The 16,903-nt window shown below is 51.4% G+C and carries 13 protein-coding genes and 3 pseudogenes; 9 read left to right on the top strand and 7 right to left on the bottom strand.

What is annotated here, in order from left to right; genetic code table 11:
* Window positions 1–28: 28 nt before the first annotated feature.
* Both ACA064_RS07700 and ACA064_RS07695 read right to left on the bottom strand, forming a co-directional pair.
* Window positions 29–880, bottom strand: coding sequence for an urea carboxylase-associated family protein (locus tag ACA064_RS07700; protein ID WP_497672837.1), 852 nt, complete (start codon window positions 878–880; stop codon window positions 29–31).
* 229 nt (window positions 881–1,109) lie between these two features.
* Complete coding sequence (locus ACA064_RS07695; protein ID WP_497672836.1) at window positions 1,110–1,769, bottom strand: GntR family transcriptional regulator; 660 nt, start codon at window positions 1,767–1,769, stop codon at window positions 1,110–1,112.
* Window positions 1,770–1,936: 167 nt separating this feature from the next.
* Between ACA064_RS07695 and ACA064_RS07690 the strand changes: the two genes are divergently transcribed.
* Entirely contained in the window at window positions 1,937–2,494 is a 558-nt protein-coding gene (locus ACA064_RS07690) for a TetR/AcrR family transcriptional regulator (protein ID WP_497672835.1), read from the top strand.
* Window positions 2,495–2,497: 3 nt separating this feature from the next.
* Here ACA064_RS07690 and fabF read toward each other — a convergent pair whose 3' ends face one another.
* Both fabF and ACA064_RS07680 read right to left on the bottom strand, forming a co-directional pair.
* Entirely contained in the window at window positions 2,498–3,772 is a 1,275-nt protein-coding gene (fabF, locus tag ACA064_RS07685) for a beta-ketoacyl-ACP synthase II (protein WP_497672834.1), read from the bottom strand.
* Between the two features lie 38 nt (window positions 3,773–3,810).
* A complete protein-coding gene (locus ACA064_RS07680) occupies window positions 3,811–4,605 on the bottom strand; it encodes an SDR family NAD(P)-dependent oxidoreductase (protein ID WP_497672833.1) in 795 nt (264 codons plus the stop codon).
* 610 nt (window positions 4,606–5,215) lie between these two features.
* Here ACA064_RS07680 and ACA064_RS07675 point away from each other — a divergent pair.
* Entirely contained in the window at window positions 5,216–6,487 is a 1,272-nt protein-coding gene (locus tag ACA064_RS07675; protein WP_497672832.1) for a Wzz/FepE/Etk N-terminal domain-containing protein, read from the top strand.
* A gap of 308 nt (window positions 6,488–6,795) precedes the next feature.
* Here ACA064_RS07675 and ACA064_RS07670 read toward each other — a convergent pair.
* Together ACA064_RS07670 and ACA064_RS07665 are read right to left on the bottom strand one after the other, a co-directional pair.
* Window positions 6,796–7,115: pseudogene (locus tag ACA064_RS07670) on the bottom strand (IS66 family transposase zinc-finger binding domain-containing protein); the annotation flags it as partial.
* Window positions 7,103–7,545: pseudogene (locus ACA064_RS07665) on the bottom strand (IS3 family transposase); the annotation flags it as partial. The pseudogenes ACA064_RS07670 and ACA064_RS07665, both read right to left, overlap by 13 nt.
* A gap of 725 nt (window positions 7,546–8,270) precedes the next feature.
* Here ACA064_RS07665 and ACA064_RS07660 point away from each other — a divergent pair.
* From ACA064_RS07660 to ACA064_RS07630, 7 genes are all read left to right on the top strand, one after another.
* Window positions 8,271–9,296: a glycosyltransferase gene (locus tag ACA064_RS07660; RefSeq protein ID WP_497672831.1), complete on the top strand. Its 1,026-nt coding sequence runs from the start codon at window positions 8,271–8,273 to the stop codon at window positions 9,294–9,296.
* Complete coding sequence (locus ACA064_RS07655) at window positions 9,296–10,420, top strand: NAD(P)/FAD-dependent oxidoreductase (protein WP_497674192.1); 1,125 nt, start codon at window positions 9,296–9,298, stop codon at window positions 10,418–10,420. The genes ACA064_RS07660 and ACA064_RS07655 overlap by 1 nt, the downstream gene beginning before the upstream one ends.
* Complete coding sequence (locus ACA064_RS07650; RefSeq protein WP_497672830.1) at window positions 10,407–11,744, top strand: hypothetical protein; 1,338 nt, start codon at window positions 10,407–10,409, stop codon at window positions 11,742–11,744. The genes ACA064_RS07655 and ACA064_RS07650 overlap by 14 nt, the downstream gene beginning before the upstream one ends.
* Before the next feature lie 85 nt (window positions 11,745–11,829).
* Window positions 11,830–12,621 (top strand): NAD-dependent epimerase/dehydratase family protein, encoded by a 792-nt coding sequence (locus ACA064_RS07645; protein ID WP_497672829.1) that lies wholly within the window; start codon window positions 11,830–11,832, stop codon window positions 12,619–12,621.
* Complete coding sequence (locus tag ACA064_RS07640) at window positions 12,618–13,454, top strand: sugar phosphate isomerase/epimerase family protein (RefSeq protein WP_497672828.1); 837 nt, start codon at window positions 12,618–12,620, stop codon at window positions 13,452–13,454. The genes ACA064_RS07645 and ACA064_RS07640 overlap by 4 nt, the downstream gene beginning before the upstream one ends.
* On the top strand, window positions 13,451–13,807 hold the full coding sequence (locus tag ACA064_RS07635; RefSeq protein ID WP_497672827.1) for an EamA family transporter: 357 nt from the start codon (window positions 13,451–13,453) through the stop codon (window positions 13,805–13,807). The genes ACA064_RS07640 and ACA064_RS07635 overlap by 4 nt, the downstream gene beginning before the upstream one ends.
* Window positions 13,808–13,815: 8 nt before the next feature.
* Window positions 13,816–14,628, top strand: a complete 813-nt coding sequence (locus ACA064_RS07630) for a glycosyltransferase family 2 protein (protein WP_497672826.1) — start codon at window positions 13,816–13,818, stop codon at window positions 14,626–14,628.
* A gap of 706 nt (window positions 14,629–15,334) precedes the next feature.
* Here ACA064_RS07630 and tnpC read toward each other — a convergent pair.
* Window positions 15,335–16,888: pseudogene (gene tnpC / locus ACA064_RS07625) on the bottom strand (IS66 family transposase).
* Window positions 16,889–16,903 lie beyond the last annotated feature (15 nt).

The following is a 16,903-nucleotide window of genomic DNA, read 5'->3' as shown; positions in this document are numbered from 1 at the left end:
GCAGGAACTGGTGCAGGCAGCGAACGACTTACTTCTCCCACTCAGCCTTGGCAATCTGCAACCCGTGCATTCCCTTGTAGGCCGCACGCTCCGGCTGGCTCCAGCCCTCGAGCAACGAATCCTCAAGCTGATAGATCTCCACCCCCAACGGCCGGCATACACTGAGCGGATCCTGCGCATCCGGCCCCCACATCGCCAATGACAAATCGCCTCCCGGGCAGGTGGACAAGGCGCAGAGCAAATCGATTTCGGCAAAGAACTCCAGATAGTCGCCCTTCTGCGCCGGACAGGCTTTCATGAAGTACATATCATCGTGATTGAGACCGGTGCACTGGAAGATATTCAGCACATCGTGCACGTCAAACTCGGTGAGACCATGGGGCAACACCGCGCGAGTCAGGTTCGAGTGGCAGTGATGGTGGAAGTCTTCGCCGGTGAGCATTTTATTCACATAGGGATCGCAACGGGTGCCCAGCAGATCGTGCAGTCGGCCGCCATGCTCATCGATACCGTAACCCGCCAGGCTGTCATCGGTGATGGTCACCAGAGGCCGCAAAAACGGCAGGTTCGACCAGAGCCGGTCATGGGTGCTGACATGGGCGCCCTGCAGCTGACGGGTACGCGCGGCCCACAAGCGTTCGCGCGGATCATTGGCATTCCAGACATTGAAATCCCCCACCTGCGGGCCGACCGGGGTAGTCACCCGAAACACCTGCCCGGCCGCAACCTTCCACGCCCGGCCCGTGCGGATCGGCACTTCGAACTGCTCGATCAGCGTGCGCCGGTCCTTCGCCTCGCGAATCCGCTCATAGAAGGCCTTGTCTACCTGCAGGGCCGAGCCTTTGCTGACCTGATAAGCCGCGGGATAGTCTTTGTACATGGTGAACATCCTCGATCAGTGGACATTTTTTTGTTCCGACTCTCGTCGCAGTAAACGCCGAACTTGTGGCGAGGGAGCTTGCTCCCGCTGGGCTGCGCAGCAGCCCTAAAACAGATCGCCGAGTTCTTTCTGAAATACCGCAGTAACCTTGTTGGGGCCGCTGCGCGACCCAGCGGGAGCAAGCTCCCTCGCCACAGTAATTGGCAGCTCTTAAAAGATGTGTAGATACCTATGCCGTAGTGGTGGTGGGATGGCTGAGCATGTCGAGTAACAGCTGTTCGGAGTCATCGAGGTACAGACTCATCGCCTCCTGGGCGGCGGCTTTCTTGCCCTCGGCCAGCAAGTCGTGAATCTGTCGGTCGCGCGCAAGCCAAGGCGATTGAAAGCGCTGCTCATCTGGCGCGGCGGAAAACACCAGACGCAACTGGGCGACGATGTTGGTGAAGAACTCATCGAACAACGGGCTGCGCATCAGCCCGACGATATGCTGGTGAAAACCCAGGCTATGGGTACCGACTGCCCGCCAGTCCTCGCGTTCACGGGCAAGCTCGGTGGCTTCGATAGCCTCGAGCATGCGATCGGACTGGTACTCGCGCAGCGGTTTGCTGCCGGCAATGGCCTGCAACTCCAGGGTGCGGCGAACCTGGAACAGATCGCGCACCTCATCGACGCCGAGGCGGCGCACCACCACCCCTTTGTTGCGCACATACCGGGTCAAGCCCTCTTGTCCCAATCGGTGCAAGGCTTCGCGAATAGTGTTTCGAGAAGCGTTGTAGGCTGTTACCAGATCGCTTTCGATCAGCGCCATACCGGGTAACAAACGGCCGCCGATAATGTCGGTGCGCATCTCCAGCGTGATGTGATCGGCCAGGGAAAGTCCGCTGCTCATGGTGATCGCCTCAGGATTGTTCAACAATCGTCAGCTAACCCATAACCATTATTCGTGCCAATGAGTATCTGTCGAGTTCCAGACAACGGCGCCTTGCAGGTGTAAAAGTACAGTCACCATCCAATTCACCTTGGTTAATATGGGGGCATTGTTGTGGAGACTCTTAGATGCGTTACTCGCAAGACCATAAAGCCCAGACCCATCAGCGCATCATCAAGGAAGCTTCAGTGCGCTTTCGCCGAGACGGAATCGGCGCCACCGGTCTGCAACCACTGATGAAAGCACTAGGCCTGACCCACGGTGGTTTTTATTCCCACTTCAAATCCAAAGACGAACTGGTAGAAAAAGCCCTCCAGGCCGCCGGCGAACAAGTCGAGGTTCGTTGCGCCGAACTCTTCGCCCAGGAACGCCCGCTGGAAGCATTCATCGACACCTACCTGTCCGAATGGCACCAGACCTCACCCGATCAGGGCTGCCCGTTGCCCACCATGTCCTCGGAACTCGGCCAGCGCGGGCAACCCAGCCCGACCAGCGATGCCATCCTCGACGCAAGACTCAAGCAAGTGGAAACCGCCCTCGGCGGCCCGGATGCCGCCGATCAGAGCATCATCGTGATGTCGACCCTGGTGGGGGCGCTGATGCTGTCGCGCAGTGTCGAGAACCCGGAACTGGCCTCGCGGATTCTCGACATCACTCGCGACTTCTTGAAACAGCAGTCCGACTAAACCTCAGCCCTGCCAACGCTTGAACAACACACTGGCATTCACCCCGCCAAAGCCGAAGCCATTGGACAACGCATACTCGATCGCCATCGGCCGCGCCTGGCCATGAACGATGTCCAGCCCTTCGGCTGCCGCATCCGGGTTATCCAGATTGAGCGTGGCCGGCGCGATCTGATCGCGGATCGCCAGGATCGTGAAGATCGCCTCTATCCCGCCCGCAGCGCCCAACAGATGCCCGGTGGCGGACTTGGTCGAAGTCACCGCGACCTCCGGGTGCTCACCGAACAACGACTTGATAGCAGCGATTTCAGCCTGATCACCCACCGGCGTAGAAGTCGCATGGGCATTGAGGTGCTGCACCTGGCCCGCGCTGATCCCCGCCTGAGCCAAGGCCAGCGCCATGGAACGCCGCGCCCCGCTGCCATCCTCCGGGCCGGCAGTCAGATGATAGGCATCGGCACTGGTGCCATAACCGACCAGCTCCGCCAACGGCTGAGCACCACGGGCCAACGCGTGCTCCAGCTCCTCAATCACCAGAATCCCCGCCCCCTCGCCCATCACAAAGCCATCCCGGCCACTGTCGAACGGCCGCGAAGCGCGCTCAGGCGTCTCGTTATAACCACTGGACAAGGCCTGGGCCGCCGCGAACCCGGCAAGACTGACCCGATCGATCGCCGCTTCCGCACCGCCACAGACCGCAATATCCGCCTCGCCACAGCGAATCAACCGTGCCGCATCACCAATCGCCTGAACACCTGCCGCACACGCGGTTACCGGCGCACCCAGCGGACCTTTGAAACCGTGCTGAATCGACACATGACCGGCCGCCAGATTGACCAGAAACGACGGAATAGTGAACGGCGACAACCGTCGCGGGCCCTTGCTGTCGGTAGTCCTTACCGCATCGGCAATCGCGCCGAAACCACCCACCCCAGAACCAATGATCGTTGCCGTACGCTCCTGCGCCTGAGCATCGCCCGCCACCCAACCCGCCTGCTCCAGCGCCTGCTGCGCCGCCGCCATGGCGAATAAAATGAACCGGTCCATCTTCTTCTGCTCTTTGGGAGAAGTCGCCCAATCCGGATCAAAACCCGCTTCAGCATCCTCCGCCAGAGTCGGCACCACACCGCCAACCCTGGCCGATAAACCCGCCACCACCGCCTCCGGCAACTGCCGCAGCCCCGAACGACCAGCGAGCAAACGTTCCCACACCGGCTCGACACCGCAACCCAACGGCGACACCAACCCCATGCCGGTCACAACCACTCGACGTCCACTCATAACTACACCACCTCAAATCGATTCATGGATCCCGCCCATTACTTATAGCGGGCAGCCGCACTGCTCTTCGACAAATTCGGTCCCAGCGCATGGCGCGCAGCCGTCACTGCCTCCCAATCCGCCGCATCCGGCAGCGACGGAATAGTGATCAACTCACCCTGATCAAAACCGGCCAACGCCGCACTGACCATCTCATCCGCCTCCATCACCATCTCCGCCGGAATCGCACCGGCATCGATACCCGAACGCTCCCAGATCTCAGTGCGAGTCACACCAGGCAACACCGCCTGCACCTGCACACCCGAACCATCCAGCTCAGCGTTCAACGACTGCGTCAGACTCAACACATAAGCCTTGGTCGCCGAATACGTCGCATTGAACCGCTCCGGAATCAACGCCACCACCGACCCCACATTGATAATCGCCCCCCGCCCCGCAGCGGAAAAACTCTGCGCCGCAGCCGAAGCCAAGCGCGTGACTGCCACTACGTTGAGCTGAATCATCCGCTCCATTTGATCCATATCGGCACTGGCCAATGGACCATCGGCAGCGATACCGGCGTTGTTCAGCAGCAGGCTGATGTTGGAATCGTTGCGTAAGCGTTGTTCGACCTTTAACAGATCCGCCTTGAGCGTCAGATCCGCCTTCAACACCTCGACCTGCACACCGTGCTCGGCGCGTAACCGAGTCGCGGCTGTTTCCAGGCGCTGCTCGTCGCGAGCTACCAGTAGCAGGTCGTAACCACGTGTTGCCAGGCGCTCAGCGTAGATCGCACCGATGCCGGAGGATGCGCCGGTGATGAGGGCCGTACCTTTGGATTGGACAGGGTTCATAGCTGTACTCCTGGGGGATGCTGAGGGAGCCTGAGTGTCCTGGGGGGGGCACCGCGGGCGATTGAGGTTTTATTATAGGCATAATTTTAGGATAATATGATAGTCGTAATTTAATTGGTCGAGGAATTTTCACGGCTCAAATGCCTTCAACGTCATACGTGCATTTACGACATTTCAATATAGCGGCGATGTGCGGATGAGCGCAGGATGGACGACGAAAAAATCAGCGGTCTCCCAGTGTCCTTTTTGACCGGCTAGGAGAGTGGAGGTAACCCTTCCTCATGTCATTTAGCAATGAGCATGGCTTAACCGAACAGGCATTGAGTCTCTCGTTGGGGTCTGTTTTTGGGACGGCGCTGGAGTGATGCTCACCGTGAACAAAAAAGCTGTTTTTTTGCTTTATGGTGTGGCTTTTGTTTTTTCTAAAAAGCCATAGCTTGTCAAGTCTTGTAATGTTTTTTATAGCAGGCAAAATGCCCGCCAGGCTCCTCGTTGGTCAGATTTTTGCCACATTAAGTTGCACGGATGCTTACCCCCGACGGAAAACTTAACAAGCACAAGCTTTTACGCAGAAATTTTTGTGGCTTTTATTTGAAGGTAGGGATGGGCTATGACCATTATTTCCCGTATTCCGACGGGTGGTACTTCGGATGAAATTGATTTATACGCAATATTCCAAGGTGTTTGGAAGCAAAAGAAACTGATTGCTTTATCTGCTTTTATAGTTGGAACGGCTGCATTGATTTACGCCTATACGGCGACTCCGGAATATCAGGTAAGCAGCGTTCTGCGCCCTGCAGCACTTAATGAGCTGGATGCTTTAAATCGTTCAGAAGTCTATAAGCTTCCTCCAGGTGACGCACTATCAAAGGTGGGGGCATCCCTTGAATCCTACGAAACGCGTCTTGGCTTTTTTCGAGCCAACGAGGCTCTCTTCCAAAAATTTAAACAGCCTGGGCGTACCCTTGAGCAAAGCTTCGAAGAATTCAACCGCAATTCAATCCAGCTAATTCTTCCGGACCCCAAAAAAGCTGATTCCCTGAGCGCTTACATTGGGTTACAGCTGAACTACCCCAAGGATGTTAATGGTGTAGCGATTCTCAACGGTTTTGTTGATTACGCGATTGCAGTTGAGCGTGAGCAGATCGCTGCGGATCTTAAAGTTATCGTTACTAATCGTTTGAGCGAATTGAGGGGTAAAATTGACGCTGTCCGCTCAGGCTACCAGTCTGAGAAAGAGGCGAAAATTGCATCCCTACTTGAAGCGGACAACCTGAAACGTGCTCAACTTCAGGACGAACTCAAAGGGCTGCGCTTACAATTGAAAACCGAGCGTGGTGATCGGATGGCTCAGCTAAGTGAGGCAATCAGCATTGCCACATCCTTGGGTATCCTGAAGCCGACTACCCCTTCTGCTTTGGCGGACTCCGGTCGCCCGTCTTCAGCCAGCGTCATGCGGACAGAAGTCAATAATCAGCAGATTCCACTCTATTTCATGGGTGTAGAAGCGCTTGAAGCAGAGCGAAAAGCATTACAATCACGTAAAACAGATGACTTTACCGAAAAACGTATTGCCGAGATCGCAAAAGAGCTGATGTTACTTCAAACAAACCGCCAAATCGAAATACTCAATCAACGTAAAAACGAAGATCTTTTCCTAAGGGATGTTCAGCCATTGCGGACAGAAGTTGCTCGTTTGCGTAACTTGAATATTGATATGAGTCGACTAAAACTGGTCACCATCGATCGGCAAGCTTTGGAACCAATGGGGCCAATCAAGCCGAAAAAAGCCATAATTATTGTGCTCGGTCTGGTTCTTGGTGGAGTGCTCGGGGTGATCTTGGCGCTTGTTCGTCACTATGTCATAGTACGACGCACATAATTATTGAACACTACTTCCCCTGCACTTGTACCGGTGTTTGATGAGAGACTCTTTCGCGACTCCGGAAAAAACTTGCACAATGATTCAAGCGGATCTGAGCTATGGATATAGGGAGTGCGGGATCAGTTGTGAGCCAATCATATCGCTAGCAGGGCATCACTATAAATCCTGCCCTCCATCGCGCACGAATGGTGGGAGTCTTATATTCCAAAGCAGGAAGACTTCGAAATGAAGAGGCGCAGCGAAGTAGAATCTGAAGCACTTCTCTGCCCCCCTCTCCCTGCCCCACATTCAAGAGTTGCTGGTCGGTCTTGATCCGGTGCCTTCAGCACTTGCACCCGCGCTCTATCGCAGTGGCAACGTGTCGGCTCAGCACTGTTTCGAAGTGAGACAGGCCGTCGACGTATGTTTGTCACCAACATCGCTAGCAAGTTGAAGCTGGCCATACTTTCGATCAATTGCACCGGCTTGTTGGCGGCGATCTGTGCGGTATCACAGCCACGGCAACGGTAGACCTTGCGGATGTGTTCATCACGCGAATCTGCATTGGCGCGATCGCCAGCTGTTCGCTAGTGTCTTCACCGATGGGGTGCTTGCAGCAACCAAAAACACAGGTCAGTTCATACTCATGCGAGCTTTTTCAGCGTAGTTCAACAGCAAGGTACCAATCGGCTCCCAGTTATGCGTCCGCCCTGACCAGTGCTCCTGGGTTTTCCGCTTGGCTCGTTCGTACACCTCATGTCGCCGGGTCAGGATCTGTGATCTAGTCCTCGATGACGCTCAGTCGACGTGACGAACCGGATATGGCTATACCGATGTTCGTTGTTGTACCAACGCATGAAATCTCTCACCCAACCCCGTGCAGTAGGCAAAGCCATCCTGCGGCCATTCCGGGAGTATTTTAGCGTTCTAAACAATGACTCCGAGGATGGGTTGTCATTGCTCAGCCGTGATCGGCCTCGCGAAGGTGTGATGCCCTGGTCATACACTTTGCTCAGCAGCGTCACCGATTTCATCGGTGCCCCGTTGTTCGAGTGCAACACCAGCGGTTCGTGTAAAACACTGCTCGCTGACGGCCTCGACGTTGCTATAGGCTGTGATGCGTCCCGACGCCAAAGGTGAAAAGTGTACACCTACCCCTAACCCCCGGCCTTTCGAAATCCCATCGTTGCCTCAGCGACCATCTTGAACAGGATACAAAGTGGTGGTGTTTCTCCCGGGTGGTGCTGGCTCAAGAAAGAAATCGGAAGCAAGGCATCCAGCATCAAATTACGGCTTAAATGTCGGACTCAAGGAGCGGTTACGTTACAAGCGACCGGCATGCCCCCAACGAATTACCGGCCCACCCAAGGCATCATCAAGGGTCAATAACCTTTGCGGCCTGTCAAGCATGTAGAAATTTCCGAAGCAGAAAATCAACATCGAGGATCTCTGGACAGTCTCATGACTTTCCTTTCCGAAATGGCCGTCACTCCTATAGGAGCGTTCAGTGTATTTTTTGTGATAAAGTCCTGCGTAAGTCTGGATCGTGGGGTCTCATGAGAGGCGGAACAGAGCTAAGGCTTTTGAATGGATGCTCCTTATTTGGTTAAATCTGACTGGAAATTACCGAATGGATTTTTTTTGGCAGGAACGGCTCATCCCCTCGTCAAATGAGACGAAACGCTGTTGCTTGAGTTCTGAAGCAATGAGTCCACTTGGTACGGTACGGAGCTAATACTGTTGTGCAAACCGTCATTCAATGTTGACTGCATCAATACAGTAGTCTTTTAGAGAATAAAAAATGGCGTTTTTCCCCTGCTTTTTATCTGTTGTCTTTGTAGTTCGCAATCAGCCAGAATATATTGAAAAAATTCTGACTGACGCTGCAAATGTAATTTCAACATTAGTCGACGATTACGAACTAATTATTATTGATAATGCATCGGACGACCAAAGCATATCAGTTATGAAACGCCTTACCAGCGAGAATGGATTAGCCAACTTGCAGGTGTACGCACTCACGAAAGAAGTAGATACAGATACCGCTACATGGGTCGGACTGGAAAACTCACTGGGCGATTTTGTGGCAGTTATTGACCCATTAGCGGACGACATAAATTTTTTACCTGAAATGTTGAACCAAGCTGTTAGCGGAGCTGATGTGGTGTTTGCCAATAACAAGCAAAAGCCAGCGCAAAGCCTTGCTTATCGCGGTGCTTTTGCCGTTTTCAATGGACTCTATAATTGGTTTAACGGGGTCCACCTGGCCAAAGAAGCACCCCAGTACCGCATTTTGAGTAAGCGAGTTATTAACTTCATTCTTCAGCATCCCCAACCTGCTATGTCCTATCGTCACCTCCCCGCTACGGGAGGGTTCGCCCGCTCATACCTAAACTACAGCGCGATGCCCAAAGTATCTCCACCAAAGCGCTTGGGAGAGAGTATAGATCGTGGTATACGCTTGCTGGTTTCGACCACGCGTGCTCCGATGCGTCTGGTAACATCACTTTCATTATTTGGTGCCGTTGCTAACCTGATTTATTGCATCTATGTGGTCGCCGTCGGAATTCTGAAAACTGATGTCGCTCCTGGCTGGATCAGTCTTTCACTTCAACAGTCGGGCATGTTTTTTTTAATCTCGCTGGTGCTTCTTGTGCTAGGTGAATACATTCTGAACATGGCCAGCTTGTCGAATGAAGGCCCTCCATACCATGTTGGGCAAGAGTTAACCAGTGCTCGTTTGACAAGGTGTGAGAAGCTGAACATTGAAGAGGTTACCTCAAATTCTGACAACACGACAGCTTCGGTCAATAAACGAGGCTCATGATGTTTGGTACCGACCCCAACTGTGATGCCGTAGTTATTGGTGGTGGATTTTATGGCGCGGCTATTGCTGTTTATCTAGCAAAGCAACGAGGTCTCAAGAGCGTCGTACTGGTGGAGTGCGAGTCAGCGCTATTGACACGCGCGTCCTATAACAACCAGGCGAGAGTCCATAACGGTTATCACTACCCACGTAGTTTCACGACTGCTTATCGCAGCCGTATAAACTTACCCAAGTTTGTGCGTGATTGGCCTGATGCGGTTACCCAAGACTTCACTAAGTTATACGCTATTGCACGCCGCAATTCGAAGGTCACTGCAGCACAGTTCCGGCGCTTTTGCCGAGAAATCGGGGCTAGGATTGAACCTTCCGACCATGAGTTGCGGGCGTTGTTTGAACCGCGCCTGATCGAAGATGTGTTTCTCGTAGAAGAATACGCATTCGACTCGACAAAACTGGCAAGCTGGGCTGAGCGAGAACTGAAAGAGTGCGGCGTACAGGTCCGCTATCAGACGCGAGTGACTGCTATCTCAAAAGGTCAAGATGCAACGCTTCAGGTAGTGGCAGAAACACAAAACGGTCTGCAGGAGCGGATATTCGGCCGTTATGTATTCAATTGCACCTATTCTGGCCTCAATCAGTTCAAAGGCGATTTCCTAGGCGTAAAAGCCGGTCTCAAACATGAAATAACGGAAATGACCTTGATCAAGATGCCCACTATCCTCAATGGTTTGGGCATTACCGTAATGGATGGTCCTTTTTTTTCGATAATGCCATTTCCTGCTCGTGGGCTACACACACTATCTCATGTTCGCTATACCCCCCACTTGCACTGGAGTGACCAGATCGGTATCGACCCTTACAGAAAGCTACACCAATACGAGCAAGCAACCCGTGTCGATCGCATGGTAAGGGACGTAGGACGGTATGTTCCTGCTGTTCTTGAGGCCAAGTATGTAGATTCTTTATTCGAAATAAAAACCGTTCTAATGAAGAGCGAGGGGAACGACGGAAGACCGATTCTTTTCGAGACTCATCCAGAGTTGCCGGGCTGCATCTCCATATTGGGCGGAAAGATCGACAATATTTACGATGTTATTGAAAGGCTCGAAAATGAAACATTTTAGAATAGAGCTGCATAAAATTGGACCGCCCTTTATAGCACTGATGGCTATGATTGGGTGTTGTTTTGTATTTTATCCTGGTGCGATGTCGTGGGACAGCTTGGAGCAGCTTCGCCAAGCACGTTCAAATGAATATGGTGACTGGCAACCCCCCACCATGGCTTTTTTATGGCGCCACTTATTATGGATAAGTGATGGGCCCGGCATGATGCTGATACTCCAGATGGCGATGCTTTTTAGTGCAACAGTGATTCTTTATTTTTGGAGCTTGAGAAACAACAATAGATGGAGTGCTGTGTTTTTATTGCTCCCTTTTTTTCCTTGGGTTGTAAACTTTCAGTTTGCCATCTGGAAAGATGTCGAACTCGCTTACTCCTGGCTTCTTGCGGTAGCGATAGCCATTTATTGTAGTGAGAGACAGAAATTTTCTGTACTGGCTTTTATTGCGATTATTTTGTTATTTCTCTATGGCTTCCTAGTGCGCGCAAACTCCCTTGCGGGCGCGATCTTTGTATTTCCGTTTTTGATGGCATGTATCTTCAAGAGAAACTCAATAAAATTTTTCTTACTAACATCTTCATGCGCCGTACTGTTTTTTTTGTTTTTGCCGACCGCAGTAAATAGCGCATTACTCGCCAAAGTTACTAATCCGCCTAGTTATATAATGTTTGACGATCTCGCCGCATTGAAATTAAAGGGCGCGAATGTTCCGGATTCAATTTTTCAGCCATTGGATGTGGCGGAGCTTGAGCGCTGTGAATCCTTGAAGCAAAATAGAGTTGGAGCTCCATTTTGCATTAATGAAAAGTTTGAAGATATCCGTATAAACCATTATAGCGTACTAAAGACAGCGTGGCTTTCAGCGGTTTCAGAGAATTTTGCGAAATATATTAGTTACAGAATAGGGGCCTTTTTTTCCTTAATTAGATCCCCTCATCAAGAACCTTACTACTACACTGAGTTTCGCATTGTAAATAGTCCGTACACCTTTGATTCTGATGTACCACCGAACTCTAAAGGCGTAGAATTTTTCGTACAATATATTCAAAACTCAAAATTGATATTTTCAGAAGTATTCAAGCCTTATTTCTGGCTCGTTGCATCACTGCTGATCTGCCTGGCTCTTTTAAAAGAGAAGACAACGACCGCCCCACTCTGGATGCTGCCACTTTCTGGTTTTACATATACGCTTGGCTTTCTTCCAATAACGCCTGCGATAGATTTTCGTTACGTATACTGGTTATGCCTAATTGTGACCGCATCTATTATGCTATGGGTGACTACTCGATTCAAAACAAGACAGAAGAAAATTAGCGAAGTGGGTTGATGTCGCATTTTTCTATGGTCATAATTTTGTGAACGGCTTCTGAGTTTCGGACTTTTAATTAAATATTGAATGCGGACCTACGCTAATGACAGCGCTAATTGGATTTTCAGGTTTTGTAGGCGGTACTCTTCTCCGACAGTATCACTTTGAAAAGCTTTTTCGCTCGCTCAACATCAACGATATCAATGGCCAAAAATTTGACACTGTGGTGTGTGCAGGCGCACCCGCCCAGAAGTGGATTGCGAATCAGGCGCCAGAGGTTGATCGCGTCAAAATCGAGAACCTCATATCTCACCTTAAAACTATCGAGTGCAAGAGTTTTGTTTTGATTAGCACAGCGGATGTCTTCAAGAGCGCCTTAGGAGTGGATGAGGATGCTCCTGTTGATGAATCAGGATTACATGCCTATGGCCTGCATCGTCGACTTCTGGAAAAGTTTGTCGAAAAACATTTCCCAAACCACTTAATAGTTCGTCTGCCTGGTCTGGTTGGCCCGGGCTTGCGGAAAAACGCCATATTTGATTTTTTGAATGATAACAACCTCCAGACGATTGATAGCCGAGGTAATTTTCAGTTTTACCCCATGGTCAACCTTTGGTATGACATACAAACGGCACTAAATGCGAGTTTGAAGTTGATTCATCTCACTGCGGCGCCTCTCAGTATTGCGGAGGTTGCACAAAAAGGATTTGGCAAAGCCTTTTTCAATGAAGTATCAAACCTGGTTGCCAGCTATGACATGCAGACTAAGTACGCCCAGTTATTTGGAGTATCTGGCCGCTATCAATACAGCGTTCGTGAAACTATTCAAGCAGTAAGATCTTATGCGCAATCGGAACCACGTACGCTAAAATCTGATTCAGAGGTGATCATATGAGGCTGGCCCTTTCTAATATCGCTTGGGATGTTGCAGAAGATGATGTGATTGCTACGTTGCTTCAGCGCTTTGCTGTGGATGCGATTGATGTCGCTCCAGGTAAATATTTTCCGGAACCAGCTAAGGCTACTGATGACGACATTGCAAGCGTCAAGAACTGGTGGGTTGAGCGTGGCATTGAAATTACCGGTATGCAGGCGTTGTTATTCGGCACCTCGGGCTTGAACGTTTTTGGCTCGCAGGAGAGTCAGTCTACTTTACTCCAACATCTGGCGGCGGTTTGTCGTATTGGCGCAGGTCTGGGTGCTACTCGCTTGGTATTTGGTTCACCGAAGAATCGTGATAGAACAGGACTGAACGATCAGGAGGCTCTGGACGTGGCTGTTCCATTTTTCAGACAACTGGGTGATATTGCCCTAGCTCGTGGTGTGATGATCTGCCTAGAACCAAATCCGACCTGCTATGGCGCGAACTTCATGACGACTAGCGCTGAAACGCTGAAAACTGTTAGGAAAATTTCTCACCCAGCCATCAGAATGCAGTTAGATACTGGTGCAATGGTCATAAACTGCGAAAATGCTCGTGTGATACTAAAAGAGTGTGCAACGTTGATTGGCCATGTGCACGCCAGCGAACCTGACCTATTGCCTATGGGCGAAGGAGGGACTGATCATGGACAAATGGGGTTACTCCTGAAGCAGCATCTACCCGAGCATTTGGTATCCATAGAGATGCTCGCGACTAAGCATGAACCGCATGCGGTGTCGATTGAGCGTGCTCTTACCGTGGCAGTGCAACATTACCGCAGAGATGACGTTGGGGCGATTGTATGAAGTGGCTAATCCTGTTTTTGGGAATTCTATCTAATGCCTCTGCCAGTGTACTGGTCAAGATGGCCATGATGCCTCCGCGCAAGTTCCCCTCTCTCAACGACCCTTCAGCCGCCTTGGGTAATTGGCCATTCTGGATAGGGCTTGGGCTTTATGGTGCAGCATTCCTTCTCTATGCCGCCGCTCTGGCCCGCCTCCCCCTCAATGTAGCGCATCCGGTTCTGACTGCAGGAGCAGTCGCGACTGTAGCCCTCTTTTCTGTGCTCATTTTTCGTGAGTCTTTCCACTGGACAACAGGGGTAGGAATCGCTTTGGTAATTGTTGGCGTAGCGCTGATTACAGCGCGAATTGCCTGAAGGTAAATATGCTCAAGTCTCCCGAAATCACTCCTGCACTACGTGCCGCTTGGCAAGTGCCGGCTTTCGAAAAACCACTATGGCTTGGTCGTCAGCATCCATGGTGCGTGGTAATTCCCGTCATCAATGAAGGTGAAAGAATAAAGAGCCTGTTAGCCAGGATGTCAGCTCTTAAAATCGAACTTCTCGCTGATATTATCATTGTTGATGGTGGCAGCACAGATGATTCCCTTGAACTCCACGCGCTACAACAGGCAGGTGTGCGAGGTCTTTTACTCAAGACAGATACTGGCAAACTAAGTGCACAACTCCGCTGTGCCTATGCATTTGCACTCGACCAAGGATACGAGGGCATAGTTACCATTGACGGCAATGATAAAGATGATCCAGAAGCAATACCCCGCTTTATCGAAGCGTTAAAACAAGGTATCGATTTCGTACAGGCATCTCGATTTGTGGCAGGAGGCGTTGCAGAGAACACACCTCAATCGCGAGATTTCGCCATTCGCTATATCCATGCGCCGATGCTGAGCTTATTTTCCGGTTTTAGATGGACTGATACCACTCAGGGTTTTCGTGCCTACAGCCGAAAAATGCTATTGGATCAAGATGTAGCGCTATTTCGCGATGAATTCATCAACTATGAACTGCTAGCCTATCTCTCCTATCGGGCCCCGAAATTAAATTATCGTTGCCTTGAACTACCAACAGTCAGACGTTATCCAAAAGGCGAAGTCCCGACTAAAATTAGCGGCATCAAGGGAAATCTTTCAGTTCTAAAAGTACTTTTTTGTGCATGTTTAGGCACCTATAATCCATAAACTGAATTTTACCACGGATAAATTATCGAGAGGGTGTCTCCGTGGTGTGGTGTTTAAACTCGGAAACAGCGTAAATAAGCTGATCAGCACCCAATGCTAGGATGCAGGGAGTATGAGTTCCGCACAACAAAAACGAACGGACGAGTTACCAACTGCGACACACAGTTTTGATTAAGGGGTTGTGGCGTAATAACCTAGCCTACGTCAACGCAACTGCTTGTAATCTTAAGGTTTTGCCGAGGGCGAAAGTGGGAGTGAGCACTATGTCACGCCTGTCATCGACATCTATTGCCATGTATTGGACCATTGCGCCAATGAGCAACTTACCTGCACGGAAGAAGTAGAAAGTACGTGCTAACTAATCTCCTCAATTCCTAATTTTTTCGATTGCAAATTAAGCGACCAGGATTCAGGTGACCACCATTAGTAGGACGGCTTTTGAACTGGATCAGCAAAAGCTCAACTTGCAATTTAAGTAGAACTGTTCTTCGCAATATAGCGCCCCCCAATTATAACTCTCAACTATACGACATAGAGAGCTACCAATCATGTTCGGCGGAACATAACGCTGTGAATAAAAAGACAATTTTTGTAATCTATTCCTGGATAGTGCCTGTGATCAGATCGCCGGAGATAATGCAAGCGATCCATCATCTACAGTAAGCGCCCCATAAACCACACATGGCAAAAAAAACGATGTGTGTATTTAGCGCGAGATAGTCGGGGAGCAGTTCCATGGCAGCAAGGCTTCGAAGTCTTCAATCGAAGCCGCCAGCGGCAAGCGTTCCAATACGTGACGCAGCCACGTATAGGGCTCTTGGCCGTTGGCTTTGGCAGTTTCGACCAGGCTATAGATCTGCGCACTGGCCGTCGCGCCCTTGGGCGTGTCGCTGAACATCCAATTTTTGCGACCGATAACAAAGGGTTTTACTGCTCGTTCTGCCCTGTTGTTATCGATGGGCAGGAAGCCGGCCTCGGTGTAACGCTCAAGCTTACTCCAGTTGCTGGCCAGATAACCGACGGCCTTACCCAAGGCACTTTGCGTCGTCACCTGGGGATGGGTTTTCTCCAGCCAGCTTTTCAGTTCTGCGAGTACCGGCAGGCCTTTTTCCTGTCGAGCGCTAAAGCGCTGGTCATCGCTGGCTTCTTTGAACTCGCGCTCGATGCCGTAGAGTTTGTTGATCAGGTTCAGCGCGATGTCGGCTCGCCCGGTCTTACCCTTGGGCTGCACTTTTTGCGCATCGACGAACTTACGTCGCGCATGTGCCCAGCAGCCCAAACGCTCGACACCTGGCTGCGCGCCCAAGGCGTTATAACCGGCGTAATCGTCGGTCATCAGGTAGCCGCGATAATCGGCAAGCAGGCGCAACGGCACCTCCTGCGCTCGGCTGGTGGTGTAGTCAAACAGGACAACTGGGCGTTCAGGCGGGCCGCTGGCTTGGACCCACATCCAAGACTGGCTGGTCGGGTCTCGATCCGGTTCCTTCAGCACTTGTACCCGCGTTTCGTCGCAGTGGATCACCGGACTTTCCAGCAATCGGTCGCGCATCAAATTCAGCAACGGTTGCAAGTGTTCGCCGCACTGGATCACCTAGCGCGCCAAGGTTTGGCGGGGGATATCGACGCCGTGTCGGCCAAGTACTTTTTCGAACCGATACAGTGGCAAACCGTCGACGTATTTGGTGGTCAGCAGCATCGCCAGGACGCTGTGACTGGCCATGCTCTTTTCAATCAGTTGTGCCGGTTTGTCAGCAGTGACCGGTGCCGTTTCACAACCACGGCAAGCGTAGACCTTGCGGATGTGTTTGATGACGCGGATCTGCATCGGCACGATCTCCAGCTGTTCGCTGGTTTCTTCGCCGATGACGTGTTTGCGGCAACCGCAAAGGCAAGTCAGTTCGTGTTCGGGCAGCTCGTGGATGACTTCAATACGCGGCAGGTCGGCGGACAGCGGTTTGCGTTTGCCACGGAGCTGGGTCGGGGCAACAAACTCTTCGTCAGACTCATCGGTGACCGGAACCGCGAGGCTTTCGGGCTCATTAAAGAGCGCGAGCTGCGGTGTCTGCGGATCGACTGTTTGTTCTGATTTGCTCGCGAACAAGCGCTGACGTAGCAACTTGATCTGTTCTTTCAGATCAACAATCTGACCTTGTTGAGCCAGAAGCGCTTCAGCTGTTTTGGCCTGCTGAGCGAGAGACTCAAGCAGCAGTTGCTTGAGTTGTACAGGGTCATCAGGAAGGTTGTCGGGCATCAAATTCATGCCCGGATTATATCC

The organism is Pseudomonas sp. LBUM1658, assembly GCF_059716055.1.
Note: the sequence above shows the minus strand (reverse complement) of the source record. Positions and strands in the feature narration are given on the sequence as shown.

Excerpts from the sequence above, each read along its gene's own strand:
- ACA064_RS07700 (WP_497672837.1), bottom strand. The coding sequence starts at position 880 with ATGTACAAAGACTATCCCGCGGCTTATCAGGTCAGCAAAGGCTCGGCC.
- ACA064_RS07695 (WP_497672836.1), bottom strand. The coding sequence starts at position 1,769 with ATGAGCAGCGGACTTTCCCTGGCCGATCACATCACGCTGGAGATGCGC.
- ACA064_RS07690 (WP_497672835.1), top strand. The coding sequence starts at position 1,937 with ATGCGTTACTCGCAAGACCATAAAGCCCAGACCCATCAGCGCATCATC.
- fabF (WP_497672834.1), bottom strand. The coding sequence starts at position 3,772 with ATGAGTGGACGTCGAGTGGTTGTGACCGGCATGGGGTTGGTGTCGCCG.
- ACA064_RS07680 (WP_497672833.1), bottom strand. The coding sequence starts at position 4,605 with ATGAACCCTGTCCAATCCAAAGGTACGGCCCTCATCACCGGCGCATCC.
- ACA064_RS07675 (WP_497672832.1), top strand. The coding sequence starts at position 5,216 with ATGACCATTATTTCCCGTATTCCGACGGGTGGTACTTCGGATGAAATT.
- ACA064_RS07660 (WP_497672831.1), top strand. The coding sequence starts at position 8,271 with ATGGCGTTTTTCCCCTGCTTTTTATCTGTTGTCTTTGTAGTTCGCAAT.
- ACA064_RS07655 (WP_497674192.1), top strand. The coding sequence starts at position 9,296 with ATGTTTGGTACCGACCCCAACTGTGATGCCGTAGTTATTGGTGGTGGA.
- ACA064_RS07650 (WP_497672830.1), top strand. The coding sequence starts at position 10,407 with ATGAAACATTTTAGAATAGAGCTGCATAAAATTGGACCGCCCTTTATA.
- ACA064_RS07645 (WP_497672829.1), top strand. The coding sequence starts at position 11,830 with ATGACAGCGCTAATTGGATTTTCAGGTTTTGTAGGCGGTACTCTTCTC.
- ACA064_RS07640 (WP_497672828.1), top strand. The coding sequence starts at position 12,618 with ATGAGGCTGGCCCTTTCTAATATCGCTTGGGATGTTGCAGAAGATGAT.
- ACA064_RS07635 (WP_497672827.1), top strand. The coding sequence starts at position 13,451 with ATGAAGTGGCTAATCCTGTTTTTGGGAATTCTATCTAATGCCTCTGCC.
- ACA064_RS07630 (WP_497672826.1), top strand. The coding sequence starts at position 13,816 with ATGCTCAAGTCTCCCGAAATCACTCCTGCACTACGTGCCGCTTGGCAA.